The organism is Sphingomonas hankyongi (assembly GCF_023516575.1).
In the GTDB taxonomy this organism is placed as follows: domain Bacteria; phylum Pseudomonadota; class Alphaproteobacteria; order Sphingomonadales; family Sphingomonadaceae; genus Sphingomicrobium; species Sphingomicrobium hankyongi.
Genome location: NZ_JAMGBE010000004.1, coordinates 57,024 through 82,789, shown reverse-complemented (window position 1 = coordinate 82,789; position 25,766 = coordinate 57,024). Strand labels below are relative to the sequence as shown.

28 protein-coding genes are annotated in these 25,766 nt (G+C 63.8%); 8 read left to right on the top strand and 20 right to left on the bottom strand.

The window, feature by feature from the left end:
• On the top strand, nucleotides 1-957 hold the full coding sequence (locus LZ538_RS12155; protein WP_249832299.1) for a DUF808 domain-containing protein: 957 nt from the start codon (nucleotides 1-3) through the stop codon (nucleotides 955-957).
• Here LZ538_RS12155 and LZ538_RS12150 read toward each other — a convergent pair.
• Entirely contained in the window at nucleotides 954-1,469 is a 516-nt protein-coding gene (locus LZ538_RS12150; RefSeq protein WP_249832298.1) for a flavin reductase family protein, read from the bottom strand. The two genes, LZ538_RS12155 and LZ538_RS12150, sit on opposite strands and share 4 nt — an antisense overlap.
• Nucleotides 1,470-1,564: 95 nt before the next feature.
• Here LZ538_RS12150 and LZ538_RS12145 point away from each other — a divergent pair, with 95 nt between their 5' ends.
• Nucleotides 1,565-2,848, top strand: a complete 1,284-nt coding sequence (locus LZ538_RS12145; protein WP_249832297.1) for an SAM-dependent methyltransferase — start codon at nucleotides 1,565-1,567, stop codon at nucleotides 2,846-2,848.
• Between the two features lie 51 nt (nucleotides 2,849-2,899).
• Here the strand turns inward: LZ538_RS12145 and LZ538_RS12140 are convergent, their stop codons facing one another.
• From LZ538_RS12140 to LZ538_RS12125, 4 genes are all read right to left on the bottom strand, one after another.
• Nucleotides 2,900-3,598, bottom strand: a complete 699-nt coding sequence (locus tag LZ538_RS12140) for a CREC-EF hand family protein (protein WP_249832296.1) — start codon at nucleotides 3,596-3,598, stop codon at nucleotides 2,900-2,902.
• 73 nt (nucleotides 3,599-3,671) lie between these two features.
• Complete coding sequence (locus LZ538_RS12135) at nucleotides 3,672-5,207, bottom strand: ArnT family glycosyltransferase (RefSeq protein ID WP_249832295.1); 1,536 nt, start codon at nucleotides 5,205-5,207, stop codon at nucleotides 3,672-3,674.
• Complete coding sequence (locus LZ538_RS12130) at nucleotides 5,204-5,857, bottom strand: class I SAM-dependent methyltransferase (RefSeq protein ID WP_249832294.1); 654 nt, start codon at nucleotides 5,855-5,857, stop codon at nucleotides 5,204-5,206. The genes LZ538_RS12135 and LZ538_RS12130 overlap by 4 nt, the downstream gene beginning before the upstream one ends.
• Nucleotides 5,839-6,885 (bottom strand): glycosyltransferase, encoded by a 1,047-nt coding sequence (locus LZ538_RS12125; RefSeq protein WP_249832293.1) that lies wholly within the window; start codon nucleotides 6,883-6,885, stop codon nucleotides 5,839-5,841. Before LZ538_RS12125 ends, LZ538_RS12130 begins: the two co-directional genes overlap by 19 nt.
• A gap of 178 nt (nucleotides 6,886-7,063) precedes the next feature.
• Here LZ538_RS12125 and LZ538_RS12120 point away from each other — a divergent pair, with 178 nt between their 5' ends.
• Together LZ538_RS12120 and LZ538_RS12115 are read left to right on the top strand one after the other, a co-directional pair.
• The gene (locus tag LZ538_RS12120; RefSeq protein WP_249832292.1) at nucleotides 7,064-8,611 is read left to right on the top strand and encodes a hypothetical protein; all 1,548 of its coding nucleotides are present in this window, start codon (nucleotides 7,064-7,066) and stop codon (nucleotides 8,609-8,611) included.
• Nucleotides 8,611-9,624 carry a glycosyltransferase family 2 protein gene (locus LZ538_RS12115; protein ID WP_249832291.1) on the top strand — a complete coding sequence of 338 codons (1,014 nt, stop codon included), beginning with the start codon at nucleotides 8,611-8,613 and terminating at the stop codon, nucleotides 9,622-9,624. Before LZ538_RS12120 ends, LZ538_RS12115 begins: the two co-directional genes overlap by 1 nt.
• Here LZ538_RS12115 and LZ538_RS12110 read toward each other — a convergent pair.
• Nucleotides 9,558-10,286 carry a class I SAM-dependent methyltransferase gene (locus LZ538_RS12110; RefSeq protein ID WP_249832290.1) on the bottom strand — a complete coding sequence of 243 codons (729 nt, stop codon included), beginning with the start codon at nucleotides 10,284-10,286 and terminating at the stop codon, nucleotides 9,558-9,560. The genes LZ538_RS12115 and LZ538_RS12110 overlap by 67 nt on opposite strands.
• Nucleotides 10,286-10,687 carry a GtrA family protein gene (locus LZ538_RS12105; protein WP_249832289.1) on the bottom strand — a complete coding sequence of 134 codons (402 nt, stop codon included), beginning with the start codon at nucleotides 10,685-10,687 and terminating at the stop codon, nucleotides 10,286-10,288. The genes LZ538_RS12110 and LZ538_RS12105 overlap by 1 nt, the downstream gene beginning before the upstream one ends.
• Nucleotides 10,688-10,733: 46 nt before the next feature.
• Between LZ538_RS12105 and LZ538_RS12100 the strand changes: the two genes are divergently transcribed.
• Complete coding sequence (locus LZ538_RS12100; RefSeq protein ID WP_249832288.1) at nucleotides 10,734-12,530, top strand: AcrB/AcrD/AcrF family protein; 1,797 nt, start codon at nucleotides 10,734-10,736, stop codon at nucleotides 12,528-12,530.
• Here LZ538_RS12100 and LZ538_RS12095 read toward each other — a convergent pair.
• From LZ538_RS12095 to gluQRS, 8 genes are read right to left on the bottom strand one after another with little or no spacing between them, the layout of a single operon-like run.
• On the bottom strand, nucleotides 12,527-13,159 hold the full coding sequence (locus LZ538_RS12095; RefSeq protein WP_249832287.1) for a MarC family protein: 633 nt from the start codon (nucleotides 13,157-13,159) through the stop codon (nucleotides 12,527-12,529). The genes LZ538_RS12100 and LZ538_RS12095 overlap by 4 nt on opposite strands.
• Complete coding sequence (gene folD, locus LZ538_RS12090; RefSeq protein ID WP_249832286.1) at nucleotides 13,156-14,043, bottom strand: bifunctional methylenetetrahydrofolate dehydrogenase/methenyltetrahydrofolate cyclohydrolase FolD; 888 nt, start codon at nucleotides 14,041-14,043, stop codon at nucleotides 13,156-13,158. The genes LZ538_RS12095 and folD overlap by 4 nt, the downstream gene beginning before the upstream one ends.
• Nucleotides 14,040-14,342, bottom strand: a complete 303-nt coding sequence (locus tag LZ538_RS12085; protein ID WP_249832285.1) for a YggT family protein — start codon at nucleotides 14,340-14,342, stop codon at nucleotides 14,040-14,042. Before LZ538_RS12085 ends, folD begins: the two co-directional genes overlap by 4 nt.
• Nucleotides 14,343-14,377: 35 nt before the next feature.
• A complete protein-coding gene (egtD, locus tag LZ538_RS12080; protein WP_249832284.1) occupies nucleotides 14,378-15,337 on the bottom strand; it encodes an L-histidine N(alpha)-methyltransferase in 960 nt (319 codons plus the stop codon).
• Nucleotides 15,321-16,556: an ergothioneine biosynthesis protein EgtB gene (gene egtB, locus LZ538_RS12075; protein ID WP_249832474.1), complete on the bottom strand. Its 1,236-nt coding sequence runs from the start codon at nucleotides 16,554-16,556 to the stop codon at nucleotides 15,321-15,323. The genes egtD and egtB overlap by 17 nt, the downstream gene beginning before the upstream one ends.
• Before the next feature lie 42 nt (nucleotides 16,557-16,598).
• Nucleotides 16,599-17,159, bottom strand: a complete 561-nt coding sequence (locus LZ538_RS12070) for a cob(I)yrinic acid a,c-diamide adenosyltransferase (protein ID WP_249832283.1) — start codon at nucleotides 17,157-17,159, stop codon at nucleotides 16,599-16,601.
• A 10-nt stretch (nucleotides 17,160-17,169) separates the two neighbouring features.
• The gene (locus LZ538_RS12065; protein ID WP_249832282.1) at nucleotides 17,170-17,376 is read right to left on the bottom strand and encodes a twin transmembrane helix small protein; all 207 of its coding nucleotides are present in this window, start codon (nucleotides 17,374-17,376) and stop codon (nucleotides 17,170-17,172) included.
• A 10-nt stretch (nucleotides 17,377-17,386) separates the two neighbouring features.
• Entirely contained in the window at nucleotides 17,387-18,232 is an 846-nt protein-coding gene (gene gluQRS / locus LZ538_RS12060) for a tRNA glutamyl-Q(34) synthetase GluQRS (RefSeq protein WP_249832281.1), read from the bottom strand.
• 174 nt (nucleotides 18,233-18,406) lie between these two features.
• Here gluQRS and LZ538_RS12055 point away from each other — a divergent pair, with 174 nt between their 5' ends.
• On the top strand, nucleotides 18,407-18,973 hold the full coding sequence (locus LZ538_RS12055; protein WP_249832280.1) for an HNH endonuclease: 567 nt from the start codon (nucleotides 18,407-18,409) through the stop codon (nucleotides 18,971-18,973).
• Here LZ538_RS12055 and LZ538_RS12050 read toward each other — a convergent pair.
• Nucleotides 18,970-19,830 carry a UTP--glucose-1-phosphate uridylyltransferase gene (locus tag LZ538_RS12050; RefSeq protein WP_249832279.1) on the bottom strand — a complete coding sequence of 287 codons (861 nt, stop codon included), beginning with the start codon at nucleotides 19,828-19,830 and terminating at the stop codon, nucleotides 18,970-18,972. The genes LZ538_RS12055 and LZ538_RS12050 overlap by 4 nt on opposite strands.
• Entirely contained in the window at nucleotides 19,827-20,150 is a 324-nt protein-coding gene (locus LZ538_RS12045; RefSeq protein WP_347402772.1) for a hypothetical protein, read from the bottom strand. Before LZ538_RS12045 ends, LZ538_RS12050 begins: the two co-directional genes overlap by 4 nt.
• A 45-nt stretch (nucleotides 20,151-20,195) precedes the next feature.
• On the opposite strand from LZ538_RS12045, the gene LZ538_RS12040 reads away from it, so the two are divergent.
• Nucleotides 20,196-20,780 (top strand): TlpA family protein disulfide reductase, encoded by a 585-nt coding sequence (locus LZ538_RS12040; RefSeq protein WP_249832278.1) that lies wholly within the window; start codon nucleotides 20,196-20,198, stop codon nucleotides 20,778-20,780.
• On the opposite strand, the gene LZ538_RS12035 is transcribed toward LZ538_RS12040, so the two are convergent.
• The 3 genes from LZ538_RS12035 to LZ538_RS12025 form a co-directional block, all read right to left on the bottom strand.
• The gene (locus LZ538_RS12035) at nucleotides 20,719-21,729 is read right to left on the bottom strand and encodes a DMT family transporter (RefSeq protein ID WP_249832277.1); all 1,011 of its coding nucleotides are present in this window, start codon (nucleotides 21,727-21,729) and stop codon (nucleotides 20,719-20,721) included. The genes LZ538_RS12040 and LZ538_RS12035 overlap by 62 nt on opposite strands.
• A 71-nt stretch (nucleotides 21,730-21,800) precedes the next feature.
• Nucleotides 21,801-22,625: a 2,3,4,5-tetrahydropyridine-2,6-dicarboxylate N-succinyltransferase gene (gene dapD, locus LZ538_RS12030; RefSeq protein WP_249832276.1), complete on the bottom strand. Its 825-nt coding sequence runs from the start codon at nucleotides 22,623-22,625 to the stop codon at nucleotides 21,801-21,803.
• On the bottom strand, nucleotides 22,622-23,293 hold the full coding sequence (locus tag LZ538_RS12025; RefSeq protein ID WP_249832275.1) for a pyrimidine 5'-nucleotidase: 672 nt from the start codon (nucleotides 23,291-23,293) through the stop codon (nucleotides 22,622-22,624). The genes dapD and LZ538_RS12025 overlap by 4 nt, the downstream gene beginning before the upstream one ends.
• Before the next feature lie 108 nt (nucleotides 23,294-23,401).
• Between LZ538_RS12025 and LZ538_RS12020 the strand changes: the two genes are divergently transcribed.
• The gene (locus LZ538_RS12020) at nucleotides 23,402-25,759 is read left to right on the top strand and encodes a S8 family peptidase (protein WP_249832274.1); all 2,358 of its coding nucleotides are present in this window, start codon (nucleotides 23,402-23,404) and stop codon (nucleotides 25,757-25,759) included.
• Nucleotides 25,760-25,766: the final 7 nt, after the last annotated feature.

Sequence of the window (25,766 nt, the reverse complement as noted above, 5' to 3'; positions counted from 1 at the left end):
ATGCCCTCCGGCCTTCTCGCGCTCCTCGACGATGTCGCCACCATCGCCAAGCTTGCCGCCTCGTCGCTCGACGATGTCGCAGGGGCGGCCGGAAAGGCGAGCACCAAGGCGGCGGGCGTGGTCATCGACGACACGGCGGTCACGCCGCGCTACGTGGTCGGCCTTGCTCCTGAGCGCGAGCTGCCGATCATCGCCAAGATCGCCGTGGGCAGCCTCAGGAACAAATTGCTGGTCCTCCTTCCCGCGGCGCTGCTCCTGACGGCCTTCGCTCCCTTCCTGATCATGCCCCTTCTCATGGTGGGCGGAGCCTATCTCGCCTTCGAAGCCACGGAGAAGATCCTCGAGGAGCTGCTCCACGAGCATGAGCATGAGGAGCAATTGGTCGACGCCATGGTCGATCCCGCGGAGCTCGAGAAGCTGCAGGTCAAAGGTGCGATCCGCACCGACTTCATCCTCTCGGCCGAGATCATGGCGATTGCGCTCGCGAGCCTTGACCATTTGACCTTGGTGACGACCGCCCTCGCGCTGGTCGCGGTCGCATTCGCGATCACGTTCGGCGTCTACGGGGTCGTCGCCCTGATCGTGAAGCTGGACGACATCGGCCTCCATCTGGCCGATCAGTCGGCATCTGCGGCGCGCGCGGTCGGCAATGCGCTGGTCCGGATCGTGCCGGGCCTCCTTACCGGCCTCTCCGGCATTGGTACCGCCGCCATGCTGTGGGTGGGCGGTGGAATCCTCGTCCACGGCCTGGAGGAGCTTCACGTCCTCGAAGCCGTGCCCCGCTTCATCCATGACCTGGGACATGCTGCCGCCGAGGCCGTAGGCGCGGCGAAGGGCCTGATCTCCTGGGCGGTCAGCGCGCTCGGCGGCGCGGTCGTCGGCTTCGCGGCCGGTGGAATCATCGCTGCAATCGTCCGCCGGCTGACGAAGCATCCGGAAGAGCTGATCGTCGACTAATCGAAGTGCAGCCGCCGGTATTTCCCGCGGAAATAGAGCAGCGGATCCAGCGTCGCATCGAAGCTGGCCTTGACCACCCGCCCGACCAGGATGTGATGGTCGCCGCCGTCATGCACTCCGAACCGCTCGCATTCGAAGACGCCGAGCGAGTCCTTGAGGATCGGCGCCCCCGCCTCCCCGCATGACCAGGACGTGGCGCCGAACCGGTCCTCGTCGCGCGTCGAAAACCGGATCGAGGCAGGCTGCTGGCCGGTCTGCAGCACGTTCACCGCGAAATGCGAGGCCGCGATCAGCGCCTCCGCGCTGGCCGCCTTCTTTGCCAGGCAGACGAGCAGCAGAGGCGGGTCGAGCGAGACGGAGGTGAAGCTATTCACGGTAAGCCCGGCCGGCTTCCCATTCTCGGCGAGGCAGGTAACGACCGTAACCCCCGTCGCGAAGCAGCCCAGCGCATCGCGCAGGGTGCGCAGGTCATGCCCGCTGCGATATTCTTGCCTGTTCGGCTGGTCGGCCATCGCCGGCTGCTATAGCGGCATGCGTACCAAGCGCCACTTCAGTTGCGGGCCTGGCGGTCGCGTGGCACGGTCTCGGCGAGCAAAGGATAAACGAGATGGCAGTCATCGGGCGCTTAATCGAGAAGCTGCTTCCAAGCGGCAGCCTGACCGTATCGATGCCGGGAAGACCGCCCGAGACATTCGGGCCCGGCGGCGGCCGTCACCTGACGGTGCGCCTGACCGATCGGAAAACTGCTCTCCAGATCGTCCGCCGCCCGAAGCTCGCGGTCGGCGAGGCCTATATGGACGGGCGCCTCATCATCGAGGACGGCACGATCCTCGATCTGATGGAGCTGGTGCTCAGCCCCAATCGCTGGGAGGACAGCGGCGGACAGCGGAAGGCGCTCAACAAGCGCAAGACCAAGCTGCTGAGGCTGTTCAGGCGCAACGACCTCAAGCGCGCTCGCCGCAACGTCGCTCATCACTACGACCTGAAGGATGAATTGTACGAGCTCTTCCTCGACGAGGACAAGCAATACAGCTGCGCTTATTTCACGGACCCGGCCAACAGCCTCGAACAGGCGCAGTCCGACAAGAAAGCCCACATCGCGGCCAAGCTTGCGCTCGAACCGGGCATGCGCGTCCTCGACATCGGCTGTGGCTGGGGCGGGATGGCCCTCTACCTGAACAAGGTGGCGGGGGTCGACGTGCTTGGTGTCACCCTCTCCGAACGGCAGCTTGAGATCGCGCGCAAGCGCGCTTCGGAAGCCGGCGTCGCCGACCGTGTGAAGTTCGAGCTCATCGATTATCGCAAGCTCGACGAGCAGTTCGATCGCATCGTTTCGGTCGGCATGTTCGAGCATGTCGGCGCAGCGCATTACGATGAATTCTTTGAGAAATGCCGCGAGCTTCTGAAGCCTCAGGGCGTGATGCTGCTGCACACGATCGGCAAGCTCGGCGAGGTGTCGAAGGGGCCGGACCCGTTCACCGACAAATATATCTTCCCCGGTTATCATTTGCCCTCGCTCAGCCAGATGACGGCTGCGAGCGAGAAGGCGCGGCTTATCGCCAGCGATGTCGAAAATCTGCGGCTGCATTACGCCTACACCTTGCGTCACTGGCTGAAGCGCGCGACCGCACGCAGGGCGGAGATCGAGGCGATGTACGACGCGCGCTTCTTCCGCATGTGGGAATATTATCTCGCTGGCGGCATCGTGATGTTCGAGACCGGCGCCGCCTGCAATTACCAGGTCCAATATGTCCGGGACCGGCGCGCGCTTCCGATCACGCGCGACTACATGGCTGAGGCGGAGGAACGATATCGCTCGGCGGCGCTCGATCAGCCGAAAAGGCCGTCACCGCGCAAGCGCCGCTCGGAGGTGCCGGAGCTCGCAAAGTAAAAAGGGCCCGGCAGCCGTCTGCCGAGCCCTTTCGAGTCCTTGTTCTGACGATCAGCTTTTGTGCTGAGCCCGCATTTGCTGCCACGCCTGCCTGCGCTCTTCGGGCGTCACCTTGCCGTCATGATTGAGGTCAGCGCGATCGAAGTGCTGCAGAGCCGTCTGCTGCATTTCGGCGAGCGAAACACGGCCGTCCTTGTTGGCGTCGGCCATCCCGAACATCGCGCCTTCATGGCCGCCGCGGAGGCCGGCATGCCGCATCTCGCCCCGCTGCGGGTGCGGGGCGGCATCGAACTCCGCGCGCGTGATGACGCCATCCTTGTTGGTGTCGGCGCGCGCGAACAACCCACCCATGGCGGTCGCATGCGCTTGTGCCGGCTGACCGCCCTTTGCCACCATGCGGGCGCTGCGCGCGGCGTCCGCCTCGGCCTGAGTGATCTTGCCGTCCTTGTTCGTGTCGAGCCGGGCGAACATCTTAGCCGGGTCGCGGCGCGCATCGCGCTTTTCGGCGCGCTGCTCCCGCTTCTCCGCACGTTGCGCGCGCGCTGCATCGGCTTCGGCCTGGGTTAGGAAGCCGTCGCGGTTTGCATCGAGCCGCGCGAACATCTTCGCCGCATGCTCCTGTACCTCGGCGCGATTCTCCACTTTCATCTGCCAAGCCTTTGGCCCCTGCGCCGGCGGTGTTTGTGCGAGGGCGGGGGTGAAGGCGACGACCGCTGCCGCGGCGGCGCCGCCGAGCAAGAACTTTTTCATCTGAAACTCCTCCACGGGAATGTTTGTCGAGGGGAGGATTACCGTTGTTAAGCTGTATTCGGGTTGAACAGCCCTAACGCGCTGCAGTGCGATGGACGATCAGGCCGGCGGCGCGCTGCTTGATCGGATAGGCCGCATCGATCGCGTCCGCCACAGCGGGATTGTATCGCTCATCGAAGCGATCGAAGCCGCGCTGGCCCCAGGTCACGAAGAACGCGAATTCGCGATTGCGGATTCGCCGAACGAACGGCCGTTCGTCCCAGTCTCCCGTGCTTGCGAGCTCGGCAAAGATCGCTGGCTCCCAAAGCACTGGTTTTCCGCTGCGGAGCAGAAGGACCATGTCGTCCGATATTACCGGTTTGTCGGCGGCGGCGATCTCGCGGGACAATGCCGCAAGTGCCTGCCCGCGTTCGCTGTTGGCATCATAGCCCGAACGCGGCAACGGCACGAACCAGGCGTGCAGCGCAAGAGCCGCCGGTATGCCGATCGCCGCTGCCGATTGCAGTTGGGATTTGGCGCGATGACTGAATTCCGCCGGTCCCATCGCTGCGAACAGGCTCATGGCGAAGAACCATTCGAGGAAATAATTGATGCTCGATCCGGACTTCGCGACCAGAACGAGCATCGCAGTCGTTGTGAGCGCGTAGGCGAGCGCAATCAGGAACCGCGTGTCGGAATTGCTGTCCGCGAGCCGATGCTGCGTTCCGCGATACCTTCTCCACAGCTCGATTGTGCGCCGCGCTAGAACGAATGCGGCAACCGCGATGAAGAACAGGTGCAGCGTGCCGGCATAGACGATGGCCGACAGTCGGCTGAGGTCGGTGCGATTGACGTTGTAAAGGAAGATATGGCGGAAGAACCCGCCATCCGTGGCCCAACTGAGGGTCGCCAACACCGCAAGCCCGAGGAGAGCGCATCCCGCGACGCCTTTGAACGCAAGCCTGGGGCGGGCCGCCAGCAACACCGCAAAGGCGGCTGCGGGCGCCGCAATCGACGTCTGCTTGGTGTACACCGCGGCGACGAAAAGCAGCGACGCGACATGGATCAGCTGCGGGCGTTCGAGCGCCTTGAAGGTAAAGAGGAGTCCGAACAGGCTGAGCGCAATGGCGAGCATGTCGACTCGCATCAGCGCAGCCCAGTGGATGACCGGCACCGTGGTGAACACCAGCAGCCCGGCGATGCAGGAGCACAGGCGCCGCATGGATGGCGCGCGTTCCTTGAGCAGCTGGTTGACGAGGAACCCCGAGGCGATGGCTGAAGCGAGCGTCGAGAGAAGTGCGATCGCGCGTCCCGTGCCGAGCTCGTCGGTCCCGAGGGCGCTGGCGGTTACGGATGTTAGGGCGTGGTAGAGCGGAGGATAGTGGAAGACGATTGCCGGGAAATGGTCGATCGGCCCGTATGCCTGATCGGTGAAAATGAGGCGCATCTGCTGCCAGACGATGCCTTCACCGTAATCGAGCTCCCACGGATATCCGACAGCGCCGATGCCCGACGCCGCAAATAAAGCGAAGCGGTAGACGAGAATGGCCAGGAGCAGTCCGATCGCTATTCGAGGCGCCGTGATCGCAGCTTGCGTCTCGACCGGCTTGAAGGTGGTCGGCGCGTTCATCGCCGTATCGGGCGCGCGCGGACCAGCATCTGCTTGCCCAGGGGCTTTACCGGAGAGTTGAGATAAAGCCCGATCAGGGGGCTCCAGGTCGGAAGTCGAGACTTCACCGTGAGCGGCAGGAATCGCGGCCGCACTTCGACGGGCTCGAAGCCGTTCGCCGCGAGGAAATCGCACAGGCTGATGTGCGAATAGATGCTGACGTGGGTGTAATCGTCAAAATATTCACGATAGGCGTAGCGATAGTTCGGCTGGAGGATCGTCAGCGATCCGTCGGGCGAAAGCTTTTCGCGAAGGCTTGCCAGCGCAGCCGCGAATTCATCCTGCGTGACGTGCTCGAACAAGTTGCTCGCGAATGCGAAATCGACACTCGCGGCGATTTTGGACAGGTCGCTGACGGGCGCCACAACAGCTTCGACATCCTCATCGAGATGCCGCTCGAAGCCGGGCCAGAGATCGAGCGCGATGCGCCGTTTCGCGACCACGTTGTTGATGAAATCGCCGTAGCCGCAGCCGAGGTCGAGGACGGTGTCCGAAGGCCTCACGCGATGGCGGAAGTAGTAACGCCAAAGCGCTTTCCAGACGGTGTCGCGTCGCGGGTCATGGGCGAGCCGCGTATCGTGATAGCCCTCGATCACGCGAGCCGCTTCCATCCGAACACCAGGCCCATGATCATGCGCGTTCCGACGGTGAAGCCCCGCCAATTGTTGACGTTCCCGCCCTTGCTCACCCCTACTCGGGGATGGAAGGTGATCGGGCATTCCAGCAGAACTTGGCCTGTACCCAGCGCAGTGTCGAGGAAATGCGCGTTGAACTCCAGGTTCACGGCCGGGTCGAGCCTTGGCAGCAGCCGCATCAGCGAGTCTCGCCGGCACAGCTTGTAGGTCGTCCCAACGTCGGTGATGGTGCTCCGCCCCAGATGCTTGGCCTCGAGCAGCTTTCCGACGAAAAGATTGCCGTAATACATGAAGGTGCTGAGCTGCGTGACGTAATGGCGCAGCGGCTCGACGATTCGGGTGCCGTTTACGATGTCGGCGTGAGGGGCATAAGCGAGCAGCTTCTCGACATCGTAGGCGCGGAACGTCCGGTCGCCCTCGCAAAGCACGACATAGTCGGTGTCCGTATAGCGAACGGCTTCGCGCAGGCAGCGGTAGACGCAGCGGCCATATCCCGGCGCCTCCTCGTTGATCGTGATCGCTCCGGCCGCTTCGGCTCGGGGGAAGGTTGCATCGCTGCTATTGTTGCTGACGACGATGACGCGCGCCACCAGCGGGTGCGAAAGGAAATCCTCCACCGCTTCGGTGATGCTTTCCTCGTCATTATAGGCGGTCAGCGCGACCGTGACCTTGCGCGTCTGCACCGGATCGTAGCGAACGGGTACGGCGGGCTTTTTGCGCGTGAGGAAGACCAGCAGGTCGACGAGCGCGAGGCCGAGGCCGAGCACGATCGGCATGCCGCTGTACCAGACCAGCAATTCCGCGATGGGATCGAGTTGCGCATGGAGGCCCAGCAGGTAGCGCGGGAACACCAGCAGAACGCCCGTCAGATAAGCGAGAAGGCCAACGGAAAAGCACAATATTCCGTACAGCAGCAAGGGAGTGTGCCGCGGCTGGTCCTGCGGCCGAGGCAGTTGCGTGACGAGCTGCTCGGCCCAGTAAGCGCTGTTCGGCTCCACTGACATAAAGGCGATATTCCCCCACACGCGCCTGTTGACGCTTTCGGAGAGGGCTTAGGTGAAAAGCGTTAACCAAAAATGTTCAGGAGCGCGCATGCGGTCGAGGCATCCCCTTCTAGCTATCGCTTCCCTTTCGCTGCTAACGGCCCGGTTAATTACGGCCGGCGGCACTTAACAGGGCAGAATGCTTAATCCCCCCACCAACCTGAGCACCGGCGAACCGATCGGATGGTGGGAACGGCCGTGGTTCATGCTGGCCCTGGTCCTTCTTGCCACGGTCCCGTTGCTCTACCCGCCGATCCCGCCGCTGGTGGACCTGTTCGGTCACATGGGCCGCTACCGCGTTCAGCTCGACATCGACAGCTCGCCCTGGCTGCATCGCTACTACGGCTTTCACTGGGCAGCGATCGGCAACCTCGGCGTTGACCTGCTCGTAATGCCGCTCGGCCGGTTGCTCGGCCTCGAGACCGCGGTCAAGCTGATCGTGCTGTGCATCCCGCCGATGACCGTGGCGGGCTTCCTGTGGGTCGCGTACGAAGTGCACCACCGGGTGCCGCCCACGGCGCTGTTCGCACTGCCCTTCGCCTACAGCCACCCATTCATGTTCGGCTTCGTCAATTTCGCACTGTCGGTCGCGCTTGCCTTTCTTGCTTTCGGCTTGTGGCTTAACCTGGGCGCGCGAAAGAAGCTCCGCCTGAGAGCGGTCCTTTTCGTCCCGATTTCAATCGTCGTCTTCTTCGCGCACACCTTCGGCTGGGGAATGCTTGGCCTCCTGTGCTTCTCCGCGGAGGCGGTCCGTCAGCATGACGAGGGCAGGGGCTGGTTTCGTTCGGGCGTGAACGCCGCGCTCCATGCGTCGGTCATGGCGATCCCCATCTTCATCACCATCGCCTGGCGTCGAGAGGCTCACGGCGGCATGACACGCGGCTGGTTCGACTGGGACTTCAAGTGGAAGTATTTGCAGATGGTCCTTCGGGACCGCTGGCACTGGTTCGACATCGCCTCCTTGTGCGCCGTCGGCCTGGTCCTGCTCACCGCCCTCATTAGCCGCCGGCTGACCTTCTCCCGCAACCTGCTCTTCACCGCTTTCGTGCTGCTGGTCTGCTTCTTCATCCTTCCCCGAACAGTGTTCGGATCGACCTACGCCGATATGCGATTGCTTCCCTACGTATTGGCCACGGCGGTTTTGGCGATCCGTTCCAGGGGAGAGACCTACCCTCCCCTGGCCCGGACGCTCGCGATCGCTGGGTTGGCGTTTTGCGTCATCCGTCTGGGGGCCAACACCGCCAGCCTGGCGATTGCGGCTAACGAGCAGAAAGCCGAGCTGGTGGCGCTCGATCACATCCCCATGGGAGCTCGCGTGGCATGGATCACCGACGAGGGTGAATGCGGGCGCGTCTGGGCGCTTCCGCGCAACAGCCATCTGGGCGCGATGGTCATCGTTCGGCGTGAGGGCTTCTCCAACGATCAATGGGTGATGGAGGGACTGAACCTGCTGGACCTAAAATATCACCAGGCGGGGAAGTTCAGGGCCGATCCCTCACAGATCACTCGGCCGTCCTACTGTCGGGGCCGGGGCGGCTGGTTCGTTGAGAGGGCTTTGCCGCAACTGCCGCGAGATGCGTTCGATTACCTTTGGCTGCTGAACGCGCCGCCGGTCGATCCGCATCTCGTCGAGGGACTCACGCCGGTCTGGCGCAACGACCGCTCCATACTCTATCGGCTGCACTGATGAGGCTGTCGATCGTCGTTCCCTGCTTCAACGAAGAAGCCTGCTTGCCGGCGCTCCATGAGCGGCTGGCCAAGGCCGCGCAAGCTGCGGCTGGCGAGGACTTCGAGATCGTGCTCGTCAATGATGGCTCCCGCGATTTGAGCTGGTCGCTGATGCAGCAGATCGCTGCGGGCGATCCGCACGTGATGGCGGTCAACCTGTCCCGCAATCACGGTCATCAGTTGGCGCTGACTGCCGGGCTCGATCTCTGCCGCGGCGCGTATATCCTGATCATCGACGCCGACCTTCAGGATCCGCCGGAGCTGCTTCCGGCGATGATGCAAGCGATGCAGGACCAGCAAGCGGACGTCGTCTACGGTGTGCGGAAGAGCCGGGCGGGCGAAACCGCGTTCAAGCGCTTTACCGCGCATAGCTTCTACCGCTTGCTGTCTCGTGCCACGGACGTCGATATCCCGCTCGACGCGGGCGACTTCCGCCTGATGAGCCGTCGCGCGCTGGATGCCTTGCTGTCGATGCCCGAGCAGGCGCGGTTCATTCGCGGCATGGTGGCATGGATCGGCTTCCGGCAGGTGCCCTTCGCCTATGACCGCGCCGAGCGTTTCGCGGGCGAGACCAAATATCCGTTCCACAAGATGTTCCGGTTCGCGCTCGACGCGCTGACCGGCTTCTCGTCGGCGCCGCTGAAGCTGGCCAGCCACGCGGGCCTGGCATTGTCCGTCGGGTCGGTGCTCCTGATCCTCTACATCGCCTATGCATGGTCGGTGGGACGAAACGTCCCGGGCTGGACCTCGCTGATGTTAGTAGTGGTCGTGCTCGGTGCCGTTCAGATGTTCGTATTGGCGCTGATGGGTGAATATATCGGCAGGCTCTACAATGAATCGAAGCGCCGGCCTTTATACATAGTGCAAGAGATTGCCGGCGACGGTCATAATCCCGGCCGGCTCGGTCACATCGCCGAGGCGACGGCGAACAAGGAGAGCCCGGCGCTCAGCGGCAGCCTGCCGATCAAGTGACGCTCCGCCGCGAAGACCCGCTCCAGCGCCTTGTTCAAGGGTGCCGGCGGAAGCGCGATGTCGGCATTGTCCTTGCCGCGCAGCTTCGATGACATGCGCTCCGCGACGGCCAGCGGGAACAGAAGGCTGTTGAGATAGCCAACCTTCTCGAGACGCAACGGGGAATCGTCGATCAGACGACGTAGCTGACGCTTCGAATAACGCCGCTTGTGATGATTCACGACGTCATGTGCCGACCACATCCACTGATGCGCGGGAACGGTCATCACGAACTTTCCTCCCGGCTTGAGCTTGGACGAGATCGTCGCGATCGCCGCCGCGTCATGGTCGATATGCTCGATAACGTCGAAAGCGCCGATCAGGTCGTAATGAGCGTCGGGCACGCCCGCGATCTCGGGCAGCGGCGCGCTCATGACGGAACGGCCCAGCCGCTTCTCCGCGACCCCCCGCGCCTGCTCGTCCAGCTCCAGCGCATCGACCCGCCCGAACTCCCCAAGCATCGTCAGATTATGACCGGTGCCGCAGCCGATCTCGAGCACTCGGGCGTCCCGCGGCGGGCGCGCGAGCCGGCGGATCAGCGCCGCAAGGACCTCTCGACGGGCGCGATACCACCAGTGCCGCTGATCCAGCTCGGCCATCTGTTCGTAGACGATGCGTTCCATCAGCGGAAAACCAGTTGGCGGTTGAGGACGAAGGTCGCGAGGGGGGTCACGAAAATCGCGGGGATGAGCGGCCACCAGGTCGGGCCGTGCATCGGGCCGGTGAGAACCCAGGTGAAGATCTCGTTGAGGACGAAGCCGGATCCCTGAACGGCAAGGAACTTGATCTTCATGCGGCGGTCTTCGCTCTTGCCATGGCCGCGAAAGCTCCACCGGCTGTGAAGCACGAAACCGATGCTGACCGCGACGAGAAAGGCGATCACCACCGCGAGGACCGGAGACATCACATAGGTCGCGAGGTACCAGTATATGGCCGAATACACGCCGGCGAGCGAAAAGCCGACGATGCCGAACCGCACGAGCTGGCCAAAAGTATCCTTATCGACGTTTAACTTGGTCGCCATGCCCCGACTGCTTGCCGTTTGAAGTCGAGCGGCTACAGCGCGAAAAATGTCGGCGCGCAAGGATCAGACGTTCGAGGAGCGGGGGCTTGAGACGCTCGCCCAGCGCTGGCGGTGGTTCGTTGCCCTCGCCGCGATCTGCTTCGCTTTATATTTCGTGATCAACAAAGCCGAGGTGATCCGCTTCTTCGCGCTGCCAGACACCGACGACAATATGCGGATGATGCAGGTCCGCGCCCTGCTGAACGGGCAAGGTTGGTTTGACTTGCGGCAATATCGCCTGAACCCGCCCACCGGCGCCAACATCCACTGGTCCCGCTTGGTGGATCTGCCCATCGCCGGCCTGATCCTGCTGTTCCGCCCAATCGCGGGCGCCGGAGCGGACCGCATCGCAGCGGCCATTGCGCCGATGATCCCCTATGTTCTCCTGCTCTTCTCGATCGCGCTGACCGTCAGGCGTTTGATCGATCCGCGAGCCTATCCGCTTGCCTTCCTGGCATTGATCTTCGCGGCGTCGACGAACGGCATGTTCATGCCGATGAGGATCGATCATCACGGATGGCAGCTGGCGCTCCTGGCGCTCAGCGTCTCGGCGATCGCCGACCCGAACCGCATCAGGGGCGGGATCACGCTTGGCGTGGCTTCATCGCTGTCGCTCGCCATCGGTCTCGAGATGCTGATCTACCTCGCCATATTCGGGGTAACGATGGTCCTGTTCTGGATCGACGATCCGGCCGAGCGCGACCGGCTTCGCCCATATGCCGTAACCCTCGGCGGAGGCACGTCTCTGGCGTTCCTGCTCTTTGCTTCGAACGACAACCGCGCGGCGGTCTGCGACGCGCTTTCCCCTGTCTGGCTGTCCGATGCGGTGCTTGCTGGCGCGCTTCTCTTCCTCCTCGCGTTGCTGTCGCCTGCCGACTGGAAGCGCCGTTTGGCTCTGGCTGCAGTGGCGGGAATGGCCGTCGCGGCATTTCACGCGCTCGCCTGGCCGCACTGCCTGCAGCGCCTCGAGGGGGTGTCGCCGGAGGTCGAGCAATTATGGCTGAGCCATGTGCGCGAGGCGCGGCCCTTCTACCGGCACGGGTGGCGCATTGCGCCGCTGATCATCGCCTTGCCGATTACGGGCGCGATCGGATGGGGCTTGCTGATCTGGCTCCGACGGGGCGATCGCGAATTGCTGCGCCGCACGATCGGCGCTGCGATGCCGGGCTTTGCCGCATTGCTTCTCTTGTTCTGGCAAACGCGGACCGGTCCGGCGGCGCAGATGCTCGCCACCGTAGGCGCCGCGACATTGGCCTGGACTCTCCTTCCGCCCCTCTGGAACTCCCGGGTCTCGGCGGTTCGAGTGATAGGCACTACGGCAGCCGTCATCGTCTGCGCGGGGGCGCTCGTGCCGCTCATACTCAACCTCGTGCCTGCGGAAAAAACGACGCCGTTCCAGAAATCGATCGGCGTGGCCAATCGTCTTTGTGCGTCACTATGGGGCCTGCACCCGATCGCGCAGCAGCCTCGAGGCATGGTCATGACATTCGTGGACCTCGGGCCCCGGCTCATCACCGTAACGCATCACGACGCCGTCACCGGGCCTTATCATCGCAATGGCGAGCAGATCGCCGACGTCATGAAATTCTGGCGAGGCGATGCCGCGCAGGCGCGGGCGATCGCTGCCAAATATAAGGCGACCTACGTTCTAAGCTGCCCGAACAGCTCCACCGCCACGATCTTCATGAGCGAGACGCCGAAGGGTTTTTACATGCAGCTTGAGCATGGGCAGGTGCCGGGCTGGATGAAGCCGATTCCGCTGCCCAAGGACTCGCCCTACCGGATGTGGAAGATCGTCGCCTAGGCGAGGACGCTCGGGAAACTCTGCTTCAGCCCGTCGACGATGAACTGCGTGGCAAGCGCGGCGAGGATGACGCCGAGGATGCGGGTGATCATCGCTTCGACCTTTTCACCAATGAGCCGCATCAGCGGTCCTGCCGCAAGCAAGGTGACGACCGTGAGAAGCATTACGGTCGTGATCGCAGCAAGAACGATGACGACTTGACCAGGAGTGTCGGCGCGGGAGACCCACAGCATTGCGCTCGCGATCGAGCCCGGGCCGGCAATCATGGGGATCGCCATCGGAAAGACGCTGATGTCCTCGGCCTCGGGCGTGGCTTCGATCTCCTGCGCACGTTTCTCGCGTCGCTCAGTCCGACGCTCGAACACCATGTCGATGGCGATGAAGAACAGCATGATCCCGCCGGCTATGCGGAAGCTCGCCAGGCTTATGCCCAGCGCATGCAGCATGGGTTTTCCGAGCAGAGCGAAGAACATCAGGATCGCCCAGGCGATCAGCGAGGACCGCAGCGCCATGCTCCGCCGCTCGGCGGCGGACGCGCCCCGCGTCAGGCTCGCGAAGATCGGCGCGCAACCCGGCGGATCGATGATCACCAGGAAGGTGGCAAGCGCCGATCCGAACAGCTCGATCATAGGTTCTCGGGGTCCGCGAGGCCTGCGCGACGGTGGGCGGCGACCAACGTGTTCCGCATCAGCATGGCAATGGTCATCGGGCCGACACCGCCTGGAACGGGAGTGATCGCGCGAGCGAATTCCACCGCCTCGTCAAAGGCCACGTCACCGACTAGCCTCCCCTTGCCGTCATCGGTCGGCAGGCGATTGATGCCGACGTCGATGACAGTGGCGCCCGGCTTGATCCAATGGCCACGCACCATTTCGGGACGACCAACGGCCGCTACGACGATGTCCGCGCGGCTGACGACCTCTTCCAGATTACGGGTTCGGGAATGGGCGATGGTGACGGTCGCATTCTCCCCCAGGAGCAGCTGCGCCATCGGCTTGCCGACGATATTCGAGCGGCCGATCACGACGGCATCCAGTCCAGAGAGATCGCCGAGCTCAGCTTTCAGAAGGTAGAGGCAGCCGAGCGGAGTGCACGGCACGAGTGCGTCCAGCCCCGTCGCGAGCCGTCCCGCGTTCATCGCATGGAAGCCGTCGACATCCTTCGACGGCTCGATGGTCGCGATGACCTTCTTCTCGTCGATATGGCTCGGCAGCGGCAGCTGGACGAGGATTCCATCCACGCGCTTGTCTGCGTTGAGGTCCGCCACCAGCTGCAGCAGTTCGGACTCCGACGTGGTGTCGGGAAGATTGTGCGCAAAGCTGGCCATGCCGGCTTCCGCGGTCGCGCGGTTCTTCGACCGCACGTAGACCGCGCTCGCGGGATCCTCTCCAACCAGGACGGTGGCGAGGCCCGGAGGGCGCCCGGCGCGCTGCTCGAAGGCGCGGACGCCTTTGGCGACACGCTCTCGTACCGCGACGCCCGCCGCTTTTCCGTCGATCCGACTGGCCGTCATGCGCCGCCGTAGGCGTAGGACATCGCGACGCCCGCCAGCAGCTTTCGCAGTACCTGAATCAGGATCAGCACGACCAAAGGCGAGAAATCGATTCCACCGAAGTCCGGAAGAAGGCGGCGGATGGGCCGGTAGAGGGGATCTGTGATCCGCTCGAGCGCGAGCGCGAATGCCCGCACGCCGCTGGAACTGGTGTTCAGAACGTTGAACGCGAACAGCCAGCTGAGGATCACCTGGATTATGATGATCCAGGTGACGACGCTGAGCAGCAGGTTTGCAATATCGATAAGCGCGTAGACCATCGCGGCGGCTTAGCGGGGCGTCTGCGGGTCGGCAATCAGGGCGCGAAACGGTTCGGTTGCGCCTCCGCCAGGATGACGGCGAAGTCATCATTGGGGTCGGTCCATTCCGCGATCGGGGTCCATCCACCCGCGAGCAGCATCAGCCGCGCCCCCCGCGGTCCGTATTTGTGGCTGTTCTCGGTATGAATCGATGACCCGGCGGAGAAACGGAAATGGCGGCCGGCGACGCTGAACTCGACGTCGCGGCTGGCGACGAGATGCATCTCGATGCGCGACAATATGTCGTTCCAGCGCGCTTCATGACGAAACGCGTCCAGCGGAATGTCGCCGTCCAGCTCGCGATTGATGCGTTCGAGCAGGTTCAAGTTGAACTCGGCGGTCACGCCGGCCGGATCGTCGTAAGCCGCCAGCAGTCGCTCGATCGGTTTGACGCGGTCCATGCCAATCAAAAGAAGGGCGCCCGTTCCGAGCAGCGCCCGAAAATGGCGCAGCAGATCGGTCCCGCTTCGCGGCACGAAATTGCCGATAGTCGAACCGGGGAAGAAGCCCAGCTTGGGCAAGCTGTCGATGCCTTCAGGCAAGTTGAAGGAGCGGACGAAATCCGCGACGACCGGCAAGACTTCCAGGCCCGGAAAGCTTGCCTGAAGCTCAGCCGCACTGTCGTTCAGATAATCGCCCGAAATATCGACCGGGACGTAGGCAGCGGGCGCGATCGCGCGAAGCAAGATCGGTGTCTTCGTCTGCGATCCGGCGCCGAACTCCACGACTGCCGCGCCTCGAGGAATGCGAGCCGCGATGTCTGGCATGACCTCGTTGAGCAGCCCCGTTTCGGTTCGCGTCGGATAATAGGCAGGCAGCCTGGTTATGTCGTCGAACAGCTCCGAGCCGCGGCGGTCGTACAACCAGCGCGCGGGAACTGCCGGTATCGGCGCGGACAGGCCGGCAAGCACGTCCTCGCGGAATGCTTGCGCTTGCTCATCAAGCGTCGCGAGCAAGCCGTACCCCCGTAAACTGCCAGCGCGCGCTCGGCGGGAAGAAGTTGCGGTAGGAAGCTCGGCTGTGACCGCGGGGAGTGGCGCAGCTCGCGCCTTTCAGCACGAACTGACTGCACATGAACTTGCCATTGTATTCGCCGACCGCGCCTGCCGCCGGTGCAAAGCCGGGATATGCGGCGAAGGCACTCTGCGTCCATTCCCAAACGTCACCGAACATGCCGCCGCCCGGCCGCGGCGCGACGGCGTCCCCAGAGTCGAGCTGGTTGCCCAAGTTGGGATCGGCAGAGGCAGCGAAATCCTCCCATTCAGCCTCGGATGGAAGGCGCGCGCCCGCCCAGCGCGCGAATGCGTCGGCTTCGAAATAGCTGACATGCGCAACCGGTGCGGCCCAATCGACCTCACGCCGGCCGGCGAGCGTAAATTCGGTGCTGTCTTCGTGCCAATAAAGCGGTGCGCTGATGCCTTCGCGTTGGACCCAGTCCCAACCTTCGGACAGCCAAAGAGTCGGCGTGCGATAGCCGCCGTCATCGATGAATTCTCGCCATTCCCTGTTCGTGATCTTGCGGTTGGCGATCTCGTGCCCAGCCAAGTGGATTCGATGGCGAGGTCGCTCGCTATCGAATGCAAATCCGGTTTGCGCCGCGCCAATCTCGACGACCCCGTCCCTCCCCGGATGAAAGCTCAGGGGCTCGATCGCGAAGCAGGCGGATAGGGGCAGTTCGCCATAGGCGGGCTCGAGCGGGTTTTCCGCGAGCGTCGCCAGGATGTCGGTGAGGAAAAGCTCCTGGTGCTGCTGCTCGTGATTGATGCCCAACTCGATGAGATCGAGAGCCACCGGTCCAAGTTTCGGCAGCGCACGCTCGAGCGCGTCATCGACGTGCGCCCGATAGGATCTCACCTCGTCCAGCGACGGGCGGCTGAGCATGCCTCGCTTCGGCCGCGCATGACGGGGGCCTTCGCCGTCGTAATAGCTGTTGAACAGGAAGGGCCAGCGCTCGTCGAACAGACGATAGCCCGGGACATGGTCGCGCAGGATGAATGTCTCGAAGAACCAGGTGGTATGCGCGAGATGCCACTTGGCCGGAGAAGCATCGGGGAACGGCTGGATCGTCGCGTCGGCATCGCTCAGCGGCGCCGCGAGGTCCAGCGTCAATTTCCGCGTCGCGAACAGGCGCGGGCCGAGGCTTTGGTCTGCCCCTGGGCGTGCGAGGGTCGCCATCATGTCCGCTTTAACGAACAACGGCGATAAAGTCGCCCGGACTTAGGTCCTGGTCGCTCCGGGCTGCCACAATATGTCACCGCCTTCGTCCTTGGCGACGTAGCGCGCGGCGACGAACAGATGATCCGAAAGACGATTGAGATAGGCCAGAAGCTGTGGGTTGAGCGGCTCGGCTTCGTGGAGAGCGACGGCGGCCCGCTCGGCGCGCCGCACCACCGTCCGGGCGAGATGCAGGGCGGCCACAGCCTGCGATCCGCCGGGCAATATGAAGCTCGTCAGCGGGTCGAGCTCCGCGTTCATCTCGTCGATCTCGATCTCGAGGCGAGCGACCTGGTTCGCGATGATCCGCAAGGCGCCGTCGACCTCACCGGGAGTTGCAACATCCGCTCCCAGGTCGAACAGGTCATTTTGGGCAGCAAGGAGCCGGAGGCCCAGTTCGCCACCTTTCAGCGCTGCAATCGCCAGCCCGATCGCGGCATTGGCCTCATCGACCTCACCGATCGCTGCCATTCGGAGGCCCGACTTGCTTACGCGCGATCCGTCGACGAGCCCGGCGCTGCCGGAATCACCGGTGCGCGTGTAGATCTTGTTGAGCTTGACCAAGGTAAGCTGGTTATCGCCCGGACGCGCCCGCGACAATCAGGATCAGGACGACGAGCACGATCGCGACGGCCTGAAAGAGGACGCGGCGACGCATCCAGCTCTGCTGCTGTTCTCCGGTCACGTCCTTGCCCGAGGCCATGGCGATCACTCCGCGAACGAGCACGTAAGCCGTCGCGGCCATCGCGAGGAGAAGCAGGATCATCAGGGGAAGTGTCATGCGTGCCTATTTAGGCTCGCCGAAGCCGAAAACCAGCCGGAAGACACCCCTCGGCAAGATTGGCGGCGAGCTTCCTGCCATCCACGCCAGCCTCGCGCATCGCAGCCAGGGTTGGCGCCAAATCCCGCTTGGCGAGGCGGCGCCCATCTTCATGAAGCACCAGGGGGTGATGGAGATAGTCCGGCTGCGGCAGATGGAGCAGCATCTGCAACAGGCGCTGCACTGGGGTCGACGAGCGAAGATCTTCACCGCGCGCGACCAACGTCACGCCGGTCGCGGCATCGTCGACGACGCACGCGAGATGATAGGCTGCCGGTGCGTCCTTGCGCGCGAGGATCACGTCGTCGATATCCGAGGCCCCGGCTGCGAAGCGTTCGCCGCCTTCGGACCAGGTCGGGAGGCCGGCGCGGGCGAGCGCCTTCGAGGCGTCGAGCCGCCAGCTGTGGGCCGTCTTCGACCGTAGCTCGGGATTGTCCGGCAGATCGCGACACGTCCCCGGATATCTGGTCCCCGCGCTTCCATGCGGCGCTTGCAGAGCGGCGGCTATGTCGGACCGGGTGCAGAAGCAGGCGTAGACCAGCCCTTGCGCCCGCAATTGCTCGAGAGCGTCGAGATATGCAGCGCCGCGCCGGGACTGGACGAGCAACGGCTCATCCCAATGCAGGCCCAGCCAGCGCAAGTCTTCATAAATGCCGTCGGTGAACTCGGGGCGGCTTCGCGTCTGGTCCAGGTCCTCGATCCGGAGCAACCATTTGCCACCACTGTCGCGAGCGCGATTGAGCCCCAGGACGGCGCTGAAAGCGTGGCCGAGATGCAACCTTCCGGTCGGAGATGGCGCGAAACGCGATACCTTCACCCTCGTCCCCCTTGACGGCGAATCCGCAATCTTCGATTCATGTTGCTGTAACGTCGGGTTGGCATCCGGCGGTCAACAAGGGAAGACGGGCCGTGACGCCCTCTCCTCCTTGCGTGCGACGGGGCCGGGGAGCTGGAGTTCGGACCGACCGAACGAAAGGCTTTTGGCGCTCGCATGTATCATCCTGAGCTGATCCGACATCCCGACAGCTGCCCGGCGCTGGTCCTCAACGCTGATTACACGCCTCTATCTTATTACCCGCTGTCGCTGTGGCCATGGCAGACCGCGATCAAGGCGATGTTCCTAGAACGGGTCGACGTCGTCGCGCATTACGACCGCGAAGTGCACAGCCCGAGCATGGCGCTGAAGCTGCCATCCGTGATCGCGCTGCGGGACTACGTCCGCCCGAACGAATATCCGGCGTTCACCCGGTTCAATCTGTTTCTCCGCGACAAATTCCGCTGCGTCTACTGCAGCTCCGCGCGTGAGCTTACGTTCGATCACGTCATTCCGCGGGCGCAGGGCGGCCGCACGACGTGGGAGAATGTCGCGACCGCCTGTGCGCCCTGCAATCTGAAGAAGGGCGGGCGAACTCCTTTCGAAGCGCACATGCATCCGCACCGCGAGCCGATCCGCCCGACGACGTGGCAGCTGCAGGAGCATGGCCGAGCCTTTCCGCCGAACTACCTGCACGATAGCTGGCGGGACTATCTCTATTGGGATGTCGAACTGGAGCCTTAAACGGTCTTCAGGAACTCGCGGACCTTCGAACCGACGTCCTCCCGCTGGAGCGCGACAGCGAGATTGGCGATCACAAAGCCTTCGGCGCTGCCGCAATCGTAGCGTTCGCCGTCGAAGGTCAGCGCGTGAAACGGCTGATTGCCGATCAGCTTAGCCATCGCGTCAGTGAGCTGAATTTCGCCGCCCGCGCCCGTCTCCTGTACGTCAAGCTGGCGCATGACCTCCGGCTGGAGAATGTAGCGTCCAGGCAGCATAAGGTTGGATGGGGCAGTCCCTGCAGCCGGCTTTTCGACCATCCCGCGAATTTCCGTCAGGCGGCCATTTGTCTCGCCGGGATCGATCACCCCATATTTGTGCGTCTGGTCGGCCGGCACCTCTAGCGCAGCGACGATATTCCCGCCTGTCTTCTCATAGGCCTCGACCATTTGCGCCAGGCACCCCGGGCGACCCAGCATCAGCTCGTCCGGGAGAAGCACCGCGAAGGGTTCGTCACCGACAATATGCCGCGCGCACCAGACCGCATGACCAAGGCCGAGCGGCTGCTGCTGGCGAACGCTCACAACCTCGCCGAACCCGGAGCGCGAGGATGCCAGTGAATCGAGGCTCTTGCCCCGGTCGCGCATGGTCGCTTCCAGCTCGAACCCGATGTCGAAATAATCGTCGAGCGCGGCCTTCCCGCGGCCCGTCACAAAGATCAGCTGCTCGATCCCCGCTTCGCGCGCCTCGTCGACCGCATATTGAATGAGGGGCCGGTCGACGACCGTAACCATCTCCTTCGGGATGCTTTTGGTGGCTGGCAGCAAGCGGGTGCCGAGACCCGCCACGGGGAAGACGGCCTTGCGAACGCGATTGGTCATTGTGGGACGACAGGTCCTGTTTCGTTGGTTGCCGGCTCAGGGTCGGTGCCGGCCGGCTCGGGGGGCGCCGCGCTTCCTGTCGGCGGCGGCAGGTCGAAGGGATCGACGTGGCGCGGCTGAGACCGCTTGACCAGCTCGTCTACGCGGTCCGGCTTTGCATAGGTTGGAGCGGTGAGCAGTTCCGCGGGAGTAGGCGTGGTCCGCGCCATCGCCGGCTTCACCGGCAGGTGCTCGCCCGGGGCAGGTTTCAGGTCGGTCACGCTGCCGCAACCGCCCAAAAGGGCAATCAGGGCAAGTAGTGCGAGCCGCGAGCGAGACATGCGCTTGGCCTAGCCGCTCCGTCAGGCTAGCGCCAGCCGCGACCCATGCGCGCGCTCCTCCCCTTAATTCCGCTTCTGCTCTTCGCCGGCTGCTCAAAGCCTCAGGAAGAGACCGCGAACCAGCCGTCCGCGTCCGAGCAGGCAGGCGCGGTGAAGGGTGTGGACCGCAGCCACACGGGTAAGCCGGCACCGAATATTCCGTATCTGGGCCCCGATGGCTCCGAGACCCGCCTAACCGACTATCGCGGTCCAGTTCTGGTCAATTTTTGGGCGACCTGGTGTGCGCCGTGCATCAAGGAACTGCCGACTCTCAGCGCGCTTTCACGAAAATATTCCGAGAAGGGCGGGCTGGAAGTCGTCGCCTTGAATCAGGACACGGGCCCGCAGGCCTCGATCGAGGCATTTTATGTCCGCCTGAAGATCAATGAACTCGGACTCGAGCAGGATCCACAGATGAAGGTGTCAGGCGCGCTCGGGGTCCAGGTGCTGCCCACGACGATCCTTTTCGACAATGGCAAGGAGGTTTGGCGGTACGTCGGCGACCTCGACTGGACGGGTCCGGAGGCCGCTAAGCTGCTTTCGGAATCCGGCGCCGGAATGCCAGCACATCAAGCAGCCGGCCGTCGATAGCGGCGAGTCCCAGCGCGATCAGTCCAAGACCGATGAAGTCCTGCGGAGCCAGCGTTTCACCGAGCAGCAGCGCGCCGAGAACGATTGCCACGGGTGGCACGAGGAGCGTCACCAGCAGGGCATTAGTGGCGCCGGAAGTCTCGATCAGCCGGAAATAGAGCACATAGCCGAAGGCGGTGCACATCAACGCCAGGGCCGCGATTGCCCCCCATGCCTCGATCGGCGGCATTGGCTGCGTCCATGGCTTGTCCACGAACAGCGCCAGGGGCAGCATCATCGCGGCGCCTGCAGTCAGCTGGCCCATCGTCACGGACATCGGCGACAGGCCCATTCGCTTGAACCGCCGCGCCCACACCGCCGCAAGGGCGTAGCTGAGGGCGGCGACAACACAGGCGAGCTGCGCCATCCCGTCCGTGCCTATGTTAGACAGGAGGGACGGCCCGATCATGATTGCAACGCCGCCGAAACCCAGCAGAACCCCGGCGACCTTGCGGCGGGTCATGCGCTCATCGTGCGTGAGGAAGTGCGCGACGACGACTCCCCAGATCGGTGTGGTCGCGTTGAGAATGGACGCCAGGCCGCTGGCGATATGCGTCTGCCCCCAGCCGAACAGAGTGAACGGCAAGGCATTGTTGAGAAGTGCAAGGAGCAGGATCGAGCCCCAAACTGCCCGCGGAAGGGCCACGTTCTGGCGCTTTACGCCCAGAAAAACCCACATGGCGGCGGCCGCGATCGTCAGGCGGAGCCAGACATAGGTCAGCGGGTGCACGTGCCGGACCGCGACGCCGATGAATACGAAAGCGCCGCCCCAGATCAGTGCGAGGATGCCGAGGATAGCCCAGTCGCCCTTGTTCATCTGAGTGCGGATCACCGGCTCGTCGTACACATCCGGAGCGCCGGCAGCGTCCGCGCAATTGCGCTCGAACTCGGAAGGCTCGACCCTTTTCATCCGTGCAATTTAATGTTTGGCGGCAGGCGCCAGCCAACAAATGCTGGAGTCCGGGCGATAAGTCCTGCTTATCAGTCCCGCAGCAACTCGTTGATCGAGGTCTTTGATCGGGTGCGCTCGTCCACGCGCTTCACGATGACGGCGCAGGCAAGGGACGGGCCGCCATCCTTCGACGGCAATGCACCAGGTACCACGACGGAATAAGCCGGCACTCGCCCGTAATGCACCTCGCCCGAGGCGCGATCGACGATCTTGGTCGAAGCGCCCAGAAATACGCCCATCGACAATACCGATCCGCGCTCGACCACGACTCCCTCGGCAACTTCGGATCGCGCCCCGATGAAGCAATCGTCCTCGATGATGACGGGACCGGCCTGCAGCGGTTCGAGGACGCCTCCGATGCCCGTACCGCCTGAGATGTGCACGTTACGGCCGATCTGCGCGCAGCTTCCGACGGTCGCCCATGTATCGATCATGGTTCCGTCCCCGACATAGGCTCCGATATTGACGAAGCTCGGCATCAGTACGGCCCCGGGCGCGATATATGCTCCGCGACGAACGATCGCTCCGGGGACGGCGCGGAATCCGGCGTTCGCAAACTCCTCCTCGTTCCAGCCTGTGAATTTGGACGGAACCTTGTCCCACCACTGAGCGGCGCCGGGCCCGCCACTGATCGCTTCCATTGGATTGAGGCGGAAAGACAGCAGGACTGCCTTCTTGAGCCACTGATGGACGACCCATTCGCCGCCGACTTTCTCGGCGATACGGGCCTCACCGCGGTCGAGCGCTCTCAATGCGGAATCGACGGCCTCGCGGACCTCTCCGCGCGTGTCGGAGCTTATGCCGTCGCGTTCCTCCCAGGCGCGGTCGATGACCGCCTGCCGCGCGTCGCTCATTCTTTCTCCCCCAATATGGACTGCAGCCAGTCGCCGAGATCGGCGATGCGGTGATCGACAACGGGATCGTCATAGCCGTGGTCGCCGCGTTCCGAGCCGTTGTCCACCCAGACGGTGGTCATCCCGAGCGCCTTGGCCGGTGCAAGGTTCTGGACCATGTCGTCGGCCAGAAGCGCATGCGCAGGATCGATCCCGAACCGCTCGCAAAGCAGCGCATAGCCGTGCGGGTCAGGCTTTGGCCTGTAGCTGCTGGCATGGATGTCGTGGAGATCGTCGAAATGCTGCTGAACCCCGATCGCCTCCAGTACGCGTTTCGCATAGGGCGCGTCGCCGTTGGTGAAGACGAAGCGACGGCCGGGCAGCCGTGGCAGTAGTTTGCCGAGGCGCTCGTCGTGCTGAACACGATCGAGCGGGATGCCGTGCACGTCTTCGAGAAAGTCGTGCGGATCCACCCCATGCTCCTTCATCAGGCCCGCAAGGGTGGTTCCATGCTCGTGGAAGTGCGCTTTCTGGACGCGCTTGGCCTCCGCGACATCGCAGTCGAGCAGGCGCTGGATGTAGGCGCCCATGCGTTCGTCGATGAGCGCGAAAAGGCCGGTCGATGCCGGATAGAGGCAGTTATCGAGATCGAAGATCCAGTCGCGGATATCGGCGAAACGAGGGTTCATTGGCCGCGTCCGCCTAGCCGCTTTTTATGAGTCAGCAAATTGTAAGGTGCTTGCAATCATAACTTCCTGCGGGAAGCCGTTGTTTTTCAGCGGCTTGCGGGGAGTTAAATGATGCGTAGCAACTTCTTTGCGACGACCGGTTGCACGGTTGTGCTGGCGTTCGCGCTGACCGCGTGCGGTGGCGCGGGCGGTGGTGTGGGCTCGATGCCACCGCCACCCAAAAACAGCACCCCAACGCCGACTCCGACGCCTACGCCAACCCCGACACCCACGCCCACACCCACGCCTACGCCAACACCTACTCCGACACCCACGCCGACGCCGACACCGACGCCGTCGACCACCAACTTCAACACGGCTGAATATCAGGCGTCCAATTACTCGGTCGCCGCCAATGCCATCACGGCTTACCAGGCCGGCGCAACGGGCAAGGGAATCAAAATCGGTGTCGTCGACAGCGGTATAAATCCAACGCTCTCGGAGTTCGCGGGCAAGATCGATCCGGCAAGCGGCGATGCCGCGGGTAATCGCGGAGTCAGCGACGAGGGCGGGCACGGCACGGCGGTAAGTGCGGTCGCCGCTGCCGCCCGCAACGGCTCGAACACGATGGGCGTCGCCTTCGACGCCACTATCGTCAGCCAGCGGGCCGACGATCCGGGAAGCTGCGCGACCAATGACGGCTGCGCTTTCTACGACGGCGCAATCGCCGCCGGCATCGATGCGGCGCGTCAGGCGGGGGCGCGAGTCATCAACCTGTCGCTCGGCGGATCGACGCCGGGCACGGCCTTGCTATCGGCAATGAACCGCGCGGTTAGCGCCGGAGTGGTGCTCGTCATCTCGGCGGGCAATGACGGGGAGACGTTGAAAGGGACCAACCCGGATCCGTTCGCGTTAACCCCTGCGCGCAACTTCCCCGGCATGGTAATCATCGCCGGCTCCGTGGGAGTCGACAGCCTCAATGGCGGGATCGACCCCAGTCAGCTTTCGTCCTTCTCGAGTCGTGCAGGGACTGGCGCGTCATATTATCTGACGGCGGTCGGCTATAACGACCGTGCACCTGACGAGAGCGGGAAGCAGTATCTATGGTCGGGCACGAGCTTTTCGGCGCCGACAATCAGCGGTGCGGTAGCATTGCTTGCTCAAGCGTTCCCGAATCTTGGCGGCAAGGACATTGTCGACATCCTGTTCAAGAGCGCCGACGATCTCGGCGAAGCCGGGCTCGATTCTGTTTATGGAAATGGCCGCCTCAACATCGGCCGTGCGATGCAACCGATCGGCGCCACTAGCCTCGCGAGCAATCAGACGCCTGTCAGCACGACCGATAATGGCGAGGCTCCCGCGGCGGCCGGTGATGCTACCGGCGGTGCTTCCCTGGGCGCGATCATCCTCGATGGGTACGACCGCGCGTATGTGATGAACTTGGCAGCGACCCTGCGGCGGGCGGAGCAGCAGCATCCGCTCGAACGCGCGCTTCAGAATGGTCTGCGGTCCGGTTACGCGTCAGCAGGACCGGTCAGCGTTGCAATGACCGTACGCGAGCGACACGACCTCGCGCAGGGTTTCGAGGTTGAGCGAATGGGCATCGGTCCGGATGACGCACGCCACGCTCGGCTCGTCGCGGGCACGGCCGTCGCCCGCTTGAGCGACAAAACCGCCGTCGCGTTCGGTTTTTCCGAGGGCGCGAAGGCGATGGAGCGGAGGCTGAACGGAACGTCGTCCGGAGCTTTCCTCATCGCGAAAGACATCGCCGCGAATCCTGGCTTCAGCGCAATTGCGGACGGCGGCTTCGTGCTCCGCCATCAGTTCGGCAAGACCGGCGTTACGCTTTCAGGAGAGAATGGCGAGGTCTGGCACGAGGTCCAGACCAGCGCGAGCGGTTCCCCTTACCGCTCAGCCGGCATTGCGTTCGACCGCAGCTTCGGAAGCAATTGGCTGTCGGCAGGCGTCAGCCGCCTTGACGAGAAGCAGACATTGCTTGGCGGGCGCATGGGGGCAGCGCTGGGAGGCGGCGGCTCGAGCTCGACCTTTGTCGATATCGAGGCTCGCCGGAAGTTTGGCAGTGGCTGGAGCGCGGGCGTGACCGCACGACGCGGCTGGACCGACTTCGCCGCCGGCAGCTTCCAAACCAGCGCATATGGCTTCGACCTGTCCAAGGCCGGCGTCGTCCGGCCCGGCGACGAGCTGGCTTTTCGGGTTTCGCAGCCGCTGCGGGTCGAAAATGGCGGCTTCGCCACCTGGCTCCCGACTGCCTACGATTACGCGACCGGCACGGCCACCAACTCCCTCAGCCGTCTTTCGTTGACGCCGAGCGGGCGCGAGCTCGATGGCGAGTTGAGCTACGGGACGTCCATGTTGGGAAATGCGGGCTGGCTCGGCGGCAATCTTTTCTATCGCCGCCAGCCCGGCCACATCGCCGATAGTCCCGGCGACGTCGGTGCGGCGATCCGTTTCAGTCTCGACTTCTGATCGGCGG